Below are 13,138 nucleotides of genomic sequence, written 5' to 3' on the forward strand. Positions count from 1 at the left end.
TCCCCCCGGCCGGAGGCTGGGGGAGAGCGAGGGAGCGCCGACCGTCGGCACCGGGCCAGAGCGCCCCGGAGGCGAGCGGCGCGAGTCTCAGCGCGCCCAGCCTGAGGTCCGCCAGGCGTGCGCACCAGGGTGGACGGCGGGGCGGAGCAGGCGGGAGCGGTCGTTCCAGGGGGAGGCCGGGCCGGCGCCGGACCGGCGCGCCGCCTCGGCGGCGGCCTGTGCGGCGGCGGCCCGGGCCTGGACCACCGCCAGGACGGTGGCCAGCTCCTCGGGGGTCGGCTGCCCGTGCAGCACGTGGATCGGGGACATGGCTGGTTCTCTCCCGACAGGGGTGGGGCCTACAGGGGGATGTTGCCGTGCTTCTTCGGCGGCAGCACCTCGCGCTTGCCGCGCAGCGCCCGCAGGCCCCGGACGATGTGCCGGCGGGTGTCGCTCGGCGCGATGACCGCGTCGACGTAGCCGCGCTCGGCCGCCAGGTACGGGTTCAGCAGGGTGTCCTCGTACGAGGCGATCAGCTCGGCCCGCTTCTCCTCGGCCTGGCCGGCCGCCTCGGCCTCGGCGATCTCCCGGCGGTGCAGGATGTTGACCGCGCCCTGCGCGCCCATGACGGCGATCTGGGCGGTCGGCCAGGCCAGGTTGAGGTCCGCGCCCAGGTGCTTGGAGCCCATGACGTCGTACGCGCCGCCGAAGGCCTTGCGGGTGATCACGGTGATCAGCGGGACGGTGGCCTCGGCGTAGGCGTAGATCAGCTTGGCGCCGCGCCGGATGATGCCGTCCCACTCCTGCTCGGTGCCGGGCAGGAAGCCGGGCACGTCCACGAAGGTCAGCACCGGGATGTTGAAGGAGTCGCAGGTCCGGATGAAGCGGGCGGCCTTCTCGCTGGCGTTGATGTCCAGGCAGCCGGCCAGGTCCATCGGCTGGTTGCCGACGATGCCCACCGACTGGCCCTCGACCCGCCCGAAGCCGGTGATGATGTTGCCGGCGTACAGCGGCTGGGTCTCCAGGAACTCGCCGTCGTCGACGATGTGCTCGATCACCCGGCGCATGTCGTACGGCTGGTTCGCCGAGTCCGGCACGATGGTGTCGAGTTCGAGGTCCTCGTCGCTCACCGTGAGGTCGGCCTGCTCCGGGTAGGAGGGCGGGTCGCTCAGGTTGTTGGAGGGCAGGTACGAGAGCAGGCTCTTGACGTACTCGACGGCCTCCTTCTCGTCCGCGGCCAGGTAGTGCGCGTTGCCGGACTTGGTGTTGTGGGTGCGGGCGCCGCCCAGCTCCTCCATGCCGACGTCCTCGCCGGTGACGGTCTTGATCACGTCCGGTCCGGTGATGAACATGTGCGAGGTCCGGTCCGCCATGACCACGAAGTCGGTGATCGCGGGGGAGTAGACCGCGCCGCCCGCGCAGGGGCCCATGATCAGCGAGATCTGCGGGATCACGCCCGAGGCGTGCACGTTGCGGCGGAAGATCTCGCCGTACAGGCCGAGCGAGACCACGCCCTCCTGGATCCGGGCGCCGCCGGAGTCGTTGATGCCGATGACCGGGCAGCCGGTCTTCAGCGCGAAGTCCATCACCTTGACGATCTTCTCGCCGAAGACCTCGCCGAGGGAGCCGCCGAAGACGGTGAAGTCCTGGGCGAAGACCGCGACCTGACGGCCGTCGACGGTGCCGTAGCCGGTCACCACGCCGTCGCCGTAGGGGCGGTTCCGCTCCTGGCCGAAGTTGGTCGAGCGGTGCCGGGCGAACTCGTCGAACTCCACGAAGGAGTCCTCGTCCAGCAGCTCGACGACCCGCTCGCGGGCGGTCAGCTTGCCCTTGGCGTGCTGCTTCTCCACCGCCTTGGCGGAGCCGGAGTGCACCGCCTCGTCCAGCCTGCGCCGCAGGTCGGCGAGCTTGCCGGCGGTGGTGTGGGGGTCGTACGGCGCCTCGGTCATCCGGTGGCTCTCCCTGATCCATGGCCGCGACCTGTTCGAGTGCGCGCGGACCGGGTGGTGGGGCCCGCGCAGAAGGGCAGGGCGGCGCTGCGAACTACCGCTGGGTAGCGTAGCCAGCGCGGAGGGCGATCCGGCACGTCCTGGCGTTATGGCCATCGACACAGTGTGTTGCCGCGCGTTCTGGGGGACGATGGGGCGGCCTAGGCCGCGCCCCGGGGGCGTCGGCTGGCTAGGGTCTACCCCATGAGCGCACCCGACACCCCTCGCCGCAGCGGACTGCGCGGCTTCGGCCACAGCGGACCGTCGCCCTGGACCGACCTGGACCGTCCGCCGCTCGACGAGGGGGCGCTGCGCCACGACCTGATCGTCCCGGGCGGGCTCTGGACCTCCCTGGACGTCGTCGCCGAGACCGGCTCCACCAACAGTGACCTCGCCGACCGGGCCCGGGCCGGAGCGGCCCAGGGCGCGGTGCTGGTGGCCGAGTCGCAGAGCGCCGCGCGCGGCCGGATGGACCGGCAGTGGACCGCCCCGGCCCGGTCCGGGCTGTTCCTGTCCGTCCTGCTGCGCCCCGAGGAGGTGCCGGTCGAGCGCTACGGCTGGCTGCCGGTCCTGGTCGGGGTGGCGGCGGCGGGCACGCTCGGCCGGATCGCCGAGGTCGAGGTCGGGCTGAAGTGGCCCAACGACCTCCAGGTGGCGATCGACGGTGCGGAGCGCAAGCTCGGCGGCATCCTCACCGAGCTGTCCGGCGGCGCGGTGGTCGTCGGCCTCGGCCTGAACGTCTCGCTGCGGGAGCCGGAGCTGCCCGTCCCCACCGCCGCCTCGCTGGCGCTGGCCGGGGCCGCCACCACCGACCGGGGCACCCTGCTGCGGGCCCTGCTGCGCGATTTCGCCGACCTGTACCGCACCTGGACGGCCGCCGCCGGCGACCCGCACGCGAGCGACCTGCTGCGCGCCTACGTGGACCGCTGCACGACGCTCGGGCGCCGGGTGAAGGTCCACCTGCCCGGCGGCGACGAACTGGTCGGCGAGGCGGTGGCGGTGGACGGCGACGGCCGGCTGGTGGTCCGCACCGCCGACGGCGCACGCCGGGCGGTCGGCGCGGGCGACGTCGTCCACGTACGCCCCGAACCCCGCTGAACGGCAGGCTTCACTTCTCCTTGACCCGGGCGGATGCCCCGGATCCGGGGATTCCGTGCGAACATTCCACCTGGCAAAGGTGTGAGGCGCGCCACTGCCCGCCCGGGTGGCGGACGGCGTGCCCGGACAGGTAGGACACGAGGCGAGTGCGGCGACCGCACGGGGACGGACCGGTGGCAGAGGACGGCAGCAGCGGCGCGACGCCGGGTACCCACGACCCCACGGTCGCGCTCGAACTGGAACGCCTGATCCTCGACGCGCCACGCCGTTACACCCCGTACCAGGCCGCGCGCGCCGCCGACGTCCCGATGGAGCTGGCCACCCGCTTCTGGCGCGCCATGGGCTTCCCCGACATCGGCCAGTCCCGCGCCCTCACCGACGGCGACGTCATCGCGCTGCGGCGGCTGGCCGGACTGGTCGAGTCCGGGCTGCTCAGCGAGTCGATGGCGATCCAGGTCGCCCGCTCCACCGGCCAGACCACGGCCCGGCTGGCCGGCTGGCAGATGGACACCTTCCTGGAGAACCTCACCCAGGCCGTCGAGCCCGGGCTGACCCGCGCCGACGTCGCCTACCCGCTGGTCGAGCTGCTGCTGCCGGAGCTGGAGCAGTTCCTGGTGTACGTCTGGCGGCGCCAGCTGGCCGCCGTCACCGGCCGGGTGGTGCAGGCCGCCGAGGACAACGAGATCACCAGCGGGCGGCTCGCCGTCGGCTTCGCCGACCTGGTCGGGTTCACCCGGCTGTCCCGGCGGCTGGAGGAGGAGGAGCTCGGCGAGCTCGTCGAGACCTTCGAGAACACCTGCTCCGACCTGATCGTCGGCCAGGGCGGCCGGGTGATCAAGACCCTCGGCGACGAGATCCTCTACGTCTCCGAGGACCCGGCGACCGCCGCCGAGATCGCGCTCAGCCTGGTCGAGGCCCTGGCCGGGGACGACAGCATCCCGCCGCTGCGGGTCGGCATGGCCTTCGGCACGGTCACCTCGCGGATGGGCGACGTCTTCGGCACCACCGTGAACCTGGCCAGCCGGCTCACCTCGATCGCGCCCAAGGACGCGGTGCTGATCGACGGCGAGTTCGCCGCCGCGCTGGAGGCGAACGGCAGTGTCGCCCCGGCCGACTCGGAGGGGCCGGGCCTGGCCGAGGCGCTGTCGGCCGCCGCCGGGATGCCCGCCTCCGGGCTGCCGATGCCGGCGCCGGACGCGGGGGCGCGGTTCCACCTCCAGCCGATGTGGCGGCGGCCGGTGCGGGGGCTCGGACTGGTCGAGCCGTGGCTGCTCAGCCGGCGGCTGAAGGCGGAGTAGCGCGGCGGCGCCCGCCGCGGGCGGGGCCTTCGGGTGCCGAACGGTTGAAACCCGTACGGTCCGGCGTGCGTCCCTCCGGGCAAACGGGGCATAACCGAATGAAACCGCCATAGTCTTGGTGCAAGCGGCCGGTCGGGTGTGACCGGCCGACGGGGGTCTGGCAGGCCCGAGCACGGGAGCGAGGCGAGCCGGTGAGCAGTGAGGCGATCATGACGGACCGCGGCCGCGGCCGCGGTGGCTCGCGGCACGCCGACCCGCTGCCCGACCTGAGACTCCGGTCCGTGGTCGAGCTGGCCCAGGACATGGCCGGCGCGCTCACCCCCCTGGACGCGGTCCGCGCCGCCGCCGCCCGGGCCACCGAGGCACTCGGCGCCACCATGGCCGCCGTCTCGGTCTGGGACCGCGAGTCCGGCCGGCTGCGGGTCCTGGTCAACCACGGCGACCTCGCCCCCGGCGAGGAGGAGCTGCCCGAGGACGAGTCGTACCCCGTCGCGGACTTCCCCGAGATCGTCACGTACCTGGAGGAGCGCTGGACCACCGGGCGGCTGCCGCGCGCCTGGCTGCAGAGCGCTGAGAACAGCGAACCGCACGCCGGGCACGCGCACCCGACCGCCGGCGCGTACTGCCAGGAGCGCGCCGCGGCGCTGCGCCGGCGCGGACGGGCCTGCTGCGTGGTCGCCCCGATCGTGCTGCACGGGCAGGCCTGGGGCGAGCTGTACCTCGCCCGGTCGGTCGGGATGCCCGAGTTCACCGAGGCCGACGCCGACTACGCGACCCTGCTCGCCGCCCAGGTCTCGGCCGGGCTCGCCCAGACCGAGCGCCTCGCCGACCTGCGCAGGCTCGCCTTCTCCGACCCGCTCACCGGCCTCGCCAACCGGCGCGCGGTCGACGCCCGGCTGGAGAGCGCCCTGGAGGCGCACAACCGCGACAACACCGTGGTCTCGCTGGTCGTCTGCGACGTCAACGGGCTCAAGCGGGTCAACGACCAGCTCGGCCACGAGATGGGCGACCGGCTGCTCGAACGGTTCGCCCACCAGCTCTCGCTGGCCGCCGCCAAGCTCCCCGGCAGCCTCGCCGCCCGGCTCGGCGGCGACGAGTTCTGCCTGCTGGCGGAGGGGCAGAAGGCCGACGAGGTGGTCGCCGTCGCCGAGGAGCTGTGCGCCCGGGCCCTCGCGCTCTCCGAGGGCGAGGGCGTGGCCTGCGGCGTCGCCTCCACCGGCGACTCGATCGGTCCCGTCACCACCCCCGACCGGCTCTTCCGGCTCGCCGACGCCGCCCAGTACCGGGCCAAGGCGGCCCGCGCCGCCCACCCCGTGGTCGCCGGGCGCAGCCACGGCCCCGGGTTCTCCCCCGACCCCACCGTGCTGCTCGCCGACGCCGCCGACCCCCACCACCGGGCGGACGGGCGGCGCGGACCGAACGGCCGGGCCGGGGCGGGCGACCGGCGGCGGTTCCGCGGCGCCGCCCACAGCGCCGACCCGGGCCAGCTGCTCACCGCGGTCCTCTCCGCCCTCGACCGGGCCGCCGCCGCCCGGTCCGTCCACCCGGCCGACACCCTCGGCAAGCTCGTGGTCGTCGCCGAGACCTCCGCCCGGCTGCTCGACACCGTCGGCTGGTGGGTCTCCTACGTCCCGCCCGGCTCCCACCTGATGCGCACCGCCCGGCACGCCGTCTACCGGATGACCAGCGGCCCCAGCAGCACCCGCGCGGAGACCCAGCGGGCCCAGATCGAGGCCCCCGACGCGGTCTTCGACCTGCGCCACTACCCGATGACCCGGCGCGCCGTCCGCGGCGGAGCCTTCGCCCTGCGGGCCGGCGCGGCCGGCAACGACCCGGCGGAGGAGGCCATGCTCGTCGTCTCGGGCTACCGCGGCATGGTCGCGGCCGGCGGGCAGAACCCGGCCGGCGGCTGGCTGGTCGAGCTCTTCGCCGACGACGCGACCCTGCCGCTGGGCCAGGCCGCCTGCGCCATGCGCGCCCTGGTCGCGGTGGCCCTGTCGGGGGCGGCTTCGCCACCGGTGGTGTGAGCCGGTGGTCCGTCCGGACGGGCGGCCCCCGGGCGGGGCCGTCGTGTCCCGGTTCGGTGACCGGCGGGTCGCGGCTGGGTCGCGGTCGTGGACGCGGGGTGCCGCGGGCGCGGCGGGCGGTGGGACAGTGGGGCCGGTCGAGCGGGTGGAGCGGGTGGAACGGGGGCGGGTCGTGGGCGGACGGGCGGTGGGTGCGGTGGTGGCCGCGGTGCTGGTGCTCGGCGGCGGGGTGGCCGTGGCCGCTCCGGCGTCGGCGGCCTCGGCGGTGCCGGCGGTGCGGACGGCCGGGACGGTGCGGTCGGGCCCCGAGCGGCCCGGTCCGGTGCGGCCCGGTCCGGAACGGGTGCCGCGGGCGCGGGGCGAGGCCGGGGCGCACCGGATCACCCGGGTCGCCGGGCTGGCGTCGAAGTCGAAGTCGAGGTCGAAGGTGGCGAAGAAGGCGCGGCACGGCCTGTTCCACTGGCTGTTCGGCGGCTTCCTCGGGTGGGTGGCCATGACCCTGGTGGTCGGCCTGCTGGCCACCGTCCTGGCCGTCCTCTGGGTCAGGCGGCAGAAGGCCGGGTAGCGCCCGCCGTCAGGCCCGGTCCGCGGGCGGGTCCAGGGTGCGCATCACGGCGTCGACCAGGCGGTCGGCGTGGGCGTGGGTGAGCGGGCCGAGCCGGTACTGCCACCGGTAGTGCAGCGGGCCGTAGAAGAGTTCGACGGCCAGGTCGAGGTCGGCGTCGGGGGCGATCCGGCCGGCCTCGCGGGCGCTGCGCAGGCGGTCGCGGGTGACCTCCAGCAGCGGGTCCAGCAGGCGGGTGCGGTACTCGGCGTACAGCGCGGGGTCGTTGAGGATCTCGGCGCAGAGGGCGCGGTAGGTGCGGTCGGCGGCCGGGTCGGAGAGCTCGTCGGAGGAGGCGCGCAGGACGGTCCTGAGGTCGGCGGCGAGGTCGCCGGTGTCGGGGAGGGCCAGGCTGCCGTCGTGCTTCCCGGCGTCGAGGAAGGCGTCGAAGACGACGGCCCCCTTGGAGGGCCACCACCGGTAGATGGTCTGCTTGCCGACTCCGGCGCGGGCGGCGATCGCCTCGACGGTGAGCCGGCCGTAGCCGAGTTCGGTGACGAGTTCGGCGGCGGCGGTGAGGACGGCGGTGCGCGAGCGCTCGCTGCGGCGGGCGGGGTCCGGGGCCGTTTTCGATGTCATGCGGAAAATTCTATGCGGAATGACGAGACGAGACGTATTGTCTCTCCATGAGACGTCACGAGACGGGACGTCTCGTCTCAATCGCTGTCCCCGGAGGTGCCCGTGAACCGCCCTGCCCACATCCTGATGGTCTCCGTCCCCGCCCATGGCCACGTCAACCCGAGCCTCGCCGTGATCGCCGAGCTGGTCGCCCGGGGCCACCGGGTCAGCTACGTCAACGACGCCTCCTTCCGGGGCACCGTCGAGGCCACCGGCGCCGCCTTCGTCCCGTACCCGACGAAGCTGCCGCTCGCCGACGACCCGGACGGCTGGGCGGCGGACCCGGTGGGGATCCAGGAGCTGTTCCTGGACGACGCGCTGGCGATGTGGCCGGTCCTGCTGGAGGCCTTCGCCGACGACCGGCCGGACCTGGTGCTCTGCGACATCGCGGGCTTCGCCGGCCGGGCGCTCGGCGAGCGGCTCGGGGTGCCGGTCGTGCAGCTGTCGCCCGCCTTCGTCGGCTGGGAGGGCATCGAGCAGGACCTCGCGGAGGTGTTCGACGCGGTCCGCGCCGGGCCGGGCGGAGCCGAGCACTACCGCCGGTTCGCCGACTGGCTGGCCGAAGCCGGTGCCGTGCAGCGCGACGTGGACGCCTTCAAGGGCCGCCCGGAGCGCGCGCTCGCCCTGATCCCGCGCGCCCTGCAGCCCAACGCCGACCGGGTCGACGAGCGGCGGATCAGCTTCGTCGGGCCCTGCTTCGGCGACCGCGCCCACCAGGGGGAGTGGCGGCGCCCGGCCGGCGCCGGAAAGGTGCTGCTGGTCTCGCTGGGCTCGGCGTTCACCCACCAGCCGGCGTTCTACCGGGCCTGCGTCCGGGCCTTCGGCGACCTCCCGGGCTGGCACACGGTGCTGCAGATCGGCGCGCACACCGACCCGGCCGAGCTCGGCGAGGTGCCGGACACGGTCGAGGTGCACCGGTGGGTGCCGCAGCTGTCGGTACTCGCCCAGGCGGACGCGTTCGTCACCCACGCGGGTATGGGAGGCTCCGCCGAGGGGCTGTTCCACGCGGTGCCGATGATCGCGGTGCCGCAGGCCGCCGACCAGTTCGCCAACGCGGACGCGCTGGTGGGCCTCGGCGTGGCCCGCCGGCTGGACACCGACTCGGCCACCCCGGAGGCGCTGCGCGCCGCCCTGCTGGAGCTGGTCGGCGACCCGGCGGTGGCCGGGCGGCTGCGGGAGCTGTCCGCCGCCGCGCGGGCCGAGGGCGGCACCGCCCGGGCGGCCGACCTGGTCGAGGCGGAGCTCGGGCGGTCGTGAGGCCGTGACGGCGCGGCGGTGGTCCTGACGTGGGGCGCGGGGCGGGGGCGGGCCCCGGTGTGCGGCGAGGATCCGGGCGGCGGAGAATCCGGATGGCGAACACCTGTTGTCATATCTTCATTCACCTGATGTGATGGTGTATATGGATATGCACAGTGCTGTGGCCCCCGACGCTCCGCTGGTCCTGGTCGGCAAGGCCGACGTCAGCGCCGAGGACGTGCTGGCCGTCGCCCGGGGCAACGCCCGGGTCGAGATCGGTCCCGACGCGCTCGCCGAGATGGCGGCCGCCCGCGCGCGGATCGACGCCCTCGCGGCCGAGCCGCGCCCCGTCTACGGCGTGTCGACCGGCTTCGGCGCGCTCGCCGTCCGGCACATCAGCCCCGAGCTGCGCGCCCAGCTCCAGCGGTCGCTGGTGCGCTCGCACGCCGCCGGCATGGGACCGGCCGTCGAGCGCGAGGTGGTCCGCGCGCTGGTCTTCCTGCGGATGAAGACGCTGGCCTCCGGCCGCACCGGCGTCCGTCCGCTGGTCGCGCAGACCATGGCCGCCCTGCTCAACGCGGGCATCACCCCGGTCGTCCGCGAATTCGGCTCGCTCGGCTGCTCCGGCGACCTCGCGCCGCTCTCGCACTGCGCGCTCGTCCTCATGGGCGAGGGCACCGCGACCGGCCCGGACGGCATCGAGAAGCCCGCCGCCGAACTGCTCGCCGCCGCCGGGATCGAGCCCGTCGAGCTGCTGGAGAAGGAGGGCCTGGCCCTCATCAACGGCACCGACGGCATGCTCGGCATGCTGGTGATGGCCATCGCCGACCTCCAGCGGCTGTTCACCACCGCCGACATCACCGCCGCGATGACCCTGGAGGCACTGCTCGGCAGCGACAAGGTGCTCGCCCCCGAGCTGCACGCCCCGATCCGCCCGCACCCGGGCCAGGCGCTGAGCGCCGCCAACATGCTCGCCGTCCTCCAGGACTCCGGCCTCACCGGCCACCACCAGGACGACGCGCCGCGGGTCCAGGACGCGTACTCGATCCGCTGCGCCCCGCAGGTCGCCGGCGCCGGCCGGGACACCCTGACCCACGCCCAGCTGGTCGCCTCCCGCGAGCTGGCCGCCTCGGTGGACAACCCGGTGGTCCTGCCGGACGGCCGGGTCGAGTCCAACGGCAACTTCCACGGCGCCCCCGTCGCGTACGTCCTGGACTTCCTCGCCATCGCCGCCGCCGACCTCGGCTCGATCTCCGAGCGCCGCACCGACCGGCTGCTCGACAAGGCCCGCTCGCACGGCCTGCCGGCCTTCCTGGCCGACGACCCGGGCGTGGACTCCGGCCTGATGATCGCCCAGTACACCCAGGCGGCGCTGGTCAGTGAGAACAAGCGGCTCGCCGTCCCGGCCTCGGTCGACTCCATCCCGTCCTCCGCGATGCAGGAGGACCACGTGTCGATGGGCTGGTCGGCCGCGCGCAAGCTGCGCCAGGCCGTCGACAACCTCGGCCGGATCCTGGCCGTCGAACTCACCGCCGCCGCCCGCGCGCTGGAGATCCGTCAGCAGGCCGACTCGGCCGGCCGGATCGCCCCGGCCACCGCGGCGGCGATGGCCGCCGCCCGCGAAGCCGGGGTCGGCGGCGCCGGCCGCGACCGCTTCCTCTCGCCGGACCTGGAGGCCGCCGCCGCGCTGGTCGCCTCCGGTGACCTGGTGCGGGCCGTCGAGCAGGTCACCGGCCCGCTGGCCTGACGGTCACTGCGGCCCCGCGCCGCGGGGCGGCCGGGACTCAGTCCCAGTCGCCCCGCGGCCGGCGCTCCTCGCGGTCGCGGTCGTCGCGGCCGCGGCGCTCGCCGAACGCGGCGGCGAAGTTGACCCCGACGATGCCCGCCCAGCAGATCAGCAGACCGGCGAAGCCGCCGTGCGTGGGATCGGCGGCGATCGCGGTCAACGGGATGCCGAAGACCAGCGAGGCCACCGCCAGCCCGGTGCCGGGGCGCTTGCCGTTCCAGCCCTGGCGGCGCGAGCGGTGGTGGCGGTCGCGGTACGGGTGCGACTCGTCGTCGTCCAAGCGCCGGGCCACGGAGCGTTCGACCCGCGCGTCCAGGCGGGCGTCGAGACGCTTCATGAAGGAGTCGACGAGCTCGTCCTCGTACTCCTTGCCGAGCTCCTTGCGGGCCTGGAGGGTGGCGTCGAGGTCGCGCCGCAGATCGTCCTGGCGAGTGTCCATGGGGTACAGCCTGGCCCCGGCGCGGCGCCCGGTCCATCCGTTCGCGGGGGAAACCGGGCAGGCTCAGGGAGAAATCAGGGTTACCCCGAGCCGGACCGGGTCCGCGGACCCGGTCCCGTCCCGTTCCGTCCGACCCTCGGGACGTCCCACCGGGCGTCCCGCCGTACGAGACGTCTTTGCCAGGCGCGGCGCGCTGCTGCACAGTCGTCGTCCGAACCGCTCGCATCCGGAGGTACCGCTGATGACCGCCACCGACGAGACCGGCAGCGTAGGCCCCTCCGCCCGACTGCTCCAGCTGTTCGAGGGGCACCGGCTGACGCCGACCCAGCGCCGGATCGCGCACTCGCTGGTGCGGCATGCCACCGAGGCGCCGTTCCTGTCCAGCGTGGAGGTCGCCGAACTCGCCGGCGTCAGCCAGCCGTCCGTCACCCGCTTCGCGGTCGCGCTCGGCTACGACGGCTACCCGGCGCTGCGCAAGCAGCTCCGCGAACTCGGCGGAGGAGAGCCCACCGCGCCCGAGACCCCGGACGACGCGGTCCGCAACGAGCACCAGCAGGCCGTACTCGCCGAGATCGCCCACCTGCGCCACCTCGCCGAACTCCTCGCCGACCCGGAACCGATCACCCGGGCCGCCCGACTGCTCGCGGCCTCCCGCCCGCTGCCGGTGCTCGGCCTGCGGGCCGCCTCGGCGCAGGCCCGCGGCTTCGCCTACTTCGCCGCCAAGGTCCACCCCGACATCCGGCTGCTGGACGAGGGCGGCAGCATGCTCGCCGACCGGCTGGAACAGGCCGCCGCGGCCGGGGCGACCGCGCTGCTCTGCTTCGCGCTGCCGCGCTACCCGCGCGAGCTGATGGACGCGCTGGCGGTGGCCCGCGACTGCAGGCTGACGGTGCTCACCGTCGCCGACAGCGCCTTCGCGCCGGTCGCCAAGCTGTCCGACCTGATGCTGCCGGCCGCCGTCGGCACCGGACTGGTCTTCGACACCGCGTGCGCGCCGATGATGCTCGGCCGGGTGCTGCTCCAGAGCATGTGCGACGAACTCCCGGGAGCGGAAGCCCGGTTGGAGGCGATCGAGCAGTCGGCGACGGCGCGCGGCCTCTTCCTGGAGTAACCGCGGCCGGCCGGGAGAGCCGCGGTTCGCGGCGGCCGCGGGGGAGTAGCCGTCACGAACCCGGGCATCCCCTCCTACAGGGGGTGCCGCCCATGCGCGTGATCCACGAGATGAAGTTCGTCGCCCGCCTGTCCTCGGGTGCCGACGAATGGTCCTGCCCCGCCTGCGGACGCCGCGTCACCCTGCGGCGCCTGCCCGAACCCGAACTGACCGTCCTCGACCCGGGTGACGACTCCGCCGTCCACGTCGGCGTCATCGAACCCGACGCCCGGGCCGCCGAGGCCGCCGAGAAGTACGGCCTGGGCCCCGTCCAGAACATCCCCCGCCCGCCGTCCCCGCCCGCCCCGGACGCCGACGACCGCCGCTGGCTCGCCGAGATCGGCATCGACTGGGACGGCGGCGCGGCGGCCTGAAGGTGCTCAGCGCCGGGGCGCGTAGATCGGCAGTTCGGTGGTCCGGAGCTCGGTGGGCAGCGGGGCGGTGAGCGGAATTGGCTCGCCGTACTTGCCGTGCAGCACGCCCTGGTACTCGCCGTCGCGCGGATGCGTGTAGAGCGTCCAGGTGCCGTCGCGCGGGTCGGCGGCGACCAGCACGGCCACACCCGCGATGGCGTACCACTCGGTCTTGGCGGCGATGCCGCTGATCCGCTCGGAGCTGGAGATCACCTCCAGGGCGAAGGCGACGTCACGCGGGTCTGCCAGCCATTCGTCGTCGTCGCCCCAGTCCTTCGGGAAGACGACCAAGTCGGGGGTCGCGTAGTCGTCGTCGTCATCGGGCATGAAGATCGACGAGTTCTCGTAGACGCGAAGATCGCCGGGCAGCTTCGGGATGAGCTGGTCTCGTAGGACCTGCACGGTGCCCGCGTGCTTGCCGCGAGGAGTCGGGGACGCCACCAGGGTTCCTCCGATGATCTGGACGCGAAGTCCTGTGCGCTGCTCGATCTCCTCCGCCACA

The 13,138-nt window shown here is 74.5% G+C and carries 12 protein-coding genes and 1 pseudogene; 8 read left to right on the forward strand and 5 right to left on the reverse strand.

The window, feature by feature from the left end; all coding sequences use genetic code 11:
- Window positions 1–87 precede the first annotated feature (87 nt).
- Window positions 88–309 carry an acyl-CoA carboxylase subunit epsilon gene (locus ACFQ6N_RS22935; protein WP_380651951.1) on the reverse strand — a complete coding sequence of 74 codons (222 nt, stop codon included), beginning with the start codon at window positions 307–309 and terminating at the stop codon, window positions 88–90.
- 29 nt (window positions 310–338) lie between these two features.
- Window positions 339–1,928, reverse strand: coding sequence for an acyl-CoA carboxylase subunit beta (locus ACFQ6N_RS22940; protein WP_380651954.1), 1,590 nt, complete (start codon window positions 1,926–1,928; stop codon window positions 339–341).
- Between the two features lie 243 nt (window positions 1,929–2,171).
- Here ACFQ6N_RS22940 and ACFQ6N_RS22945 point away from each other — a divergent pair, with 243 nt between their 5' ends.
- The 4 genes and pseudogenes from ACFQ6N_RS22945 to ACFQ6N_RS22960 all read left to right on the forward strand — a co-directional run bounded on the left by ACFQ6N_RS22945 (window position 2,172) and on the right by ACFQ6N_RS22960 (window position 6,955).
- On the forward strand, window positions 2,172–3,065 hold the full coding sequence (locus tag ACFQ6N_RS22945; protein WP_380651957.1) for a biotin--[acetyl-CoA-carboxylase] ligase: 894 nt from the start codon (window positions 2,172–2,174) through the stop codon (window positions 3,063–3,065).
- Between the two features lie 173 nt (window positions 3,066–3,238).
- A complete protein-coding gene (locus ACFQ6N_RS22950) occupies window positions 3,239–4,363 on the forward strand; it encodes an adenylate/guanylate cyclase domain-containing protein (protein ID WP_380651960.1) in 1,125 nt (374 codons plus the stop codon).
- Window positions 4,364–4,665: 302 nt separating this feature from the next.
- Window positions 4,666–5,823: pseudogene (locus ACFQ6N_RS22955) on the forward strand (diguanylate cyclase domain-containing protein); the annotation flags it as partial.
- Window positions 5,824–6,517: 694 nt separating this feature from the next.
- Window positions 6,518–6,955 carry a hypothetical protein gene (locus tag ACFQ6N_RS22960; protein WP_380651963.1) on the forward strand — a complete coding sequence of 146 codons (438 nt, stop codon included), beginning with the start codon at window positions 6,518–6,520 and terminating at the stop codon, window positions 6,953–6,955.
- 9 nt (window positions 6,956–6,964) lie between these two features.
- Here the strand turns inward: ACFQ6N_RS22960 and ACFQ6N_RS22965 are convergent, their stop codons facing one another.
- Window positions 6,965–7,573, reverse strand: a complete 609-nt coding sequence (locus ACFQ6N_RS22965; RefSeq protein WP_380651966.1) for a TetR/AcrR family transcriptional regulator — start codon at window positions 7,571–7,573, stop codon at window positions 6,965–6,967.
- Window positions 7,574–7,699: 126 nt separating this feature from the next.
- On the opposite strand from ACFQ6N_RS22965, the gene ACFQ6N_RS22970 reads away from it, so the two are divergent.
- Window positions 7,700–8,869, forward strand: coding sequence for a macrolide family glycosyltransferase (locus ACFQ6N_RS22970; RefSeq protein WP_380652080.1), 1,170 nt, complete (start codon window positions 7,700–7,702; stop codon window positions 8,867–8,869).
- Window positions 8,870–9,017: 148 nt separating this feature from the next.
- Window positions 9,018–10,595 (forward strand): histidine ammonia-lyase, encoded by a 1,578-nt coding sequence (gene hutH / locus ACFQ6N_RS22975; protein WP_380651969.1) that lies wholly within the window; start codon window positions 9,018–9,020, stop codon window positions 10,593–10,595.
- 37 nt (window positions 10,596–10,632) lie between these two features.
- Here the strand turns inward: hutH and ACFQ6N_RS22980 are convergent, their stop codons facing one another.
- On the reverse strand, window positions 10,633–11,073 hold the full coding sequence (locus tag ACFQ6N_RS22980) for a hypothetical protein (protein WP_380651972.1): 441 nt from the start codon (window positions 11,071–11,073) through the stop codon (window positions 10,633–10,635).
- A 241-nt stretch (window positions 11,074–11,314) separates the two neighbouring features.
- Between ACFQ6N_RS22980 and ACFQ6N_RS22985 the strand changes: the two genes are divergently transcribed.
- Together ACFQ6N_RS22985 and ACFQ6N_RS22990 are read left to right on the forward strand one after the other, a co-directional pair.
- The gene (locus ACFQ6N_RS22985) at window positions 11,315–12,184 is read left to right on the forward strand and encodes a MurR/RpiR family transcriptional regulator (protein WP_380651975.1); all 870 of its coding nucleotides are present in this window, start codon (window positions 11,315–11,317) and stop codon (window positions 12,182–12,184) included.
- Between the two features lie 92 nt (window positions 12,185–12,276).
- Window positions 12,277–12,597 carry a hypothetical protein gene (locus ACFQ6N_RS22990; protein WP_380651978.1) on the forward strand — a complete coding sequence of 107 codons (321 nt, stop codon included), beginning with the start codon at window positions 12,277–12,279 and terminating at the stop codon, window positions 12,595–12,597.
- A 6-nt stretch (window positions 12,598–12,603) separates the two neighbouring features.
- Here the strand turns inward: ACFQ6N_RS22990 and ACFQ6N_RS22995 are convergent, their stop codons facing one another.
- Window positions 12,604–13,137 (reverse strand): Uma2 family endonuclease, encoded by a 534-nt coding sequence (locus tag ACFQ6N_RS22995; protein ID WP_380651981.1) that lies wholly within the window; start codon window positions 13,135–13,137, stop codon window positions 12,604–12,606.
- Window position 13,138: the final 1 nt, after the last annotated feature.

Origin of the sequence: Kitasatospora sp. NPDC056446 (assembly GCF_042796115.1) — a bacterium.
Taxonomy (GTDB): Bacteria; Actinomycetota; Actinomycetes; order Streptomycetales; family Streptomycetaceae; genus Kitasatospora.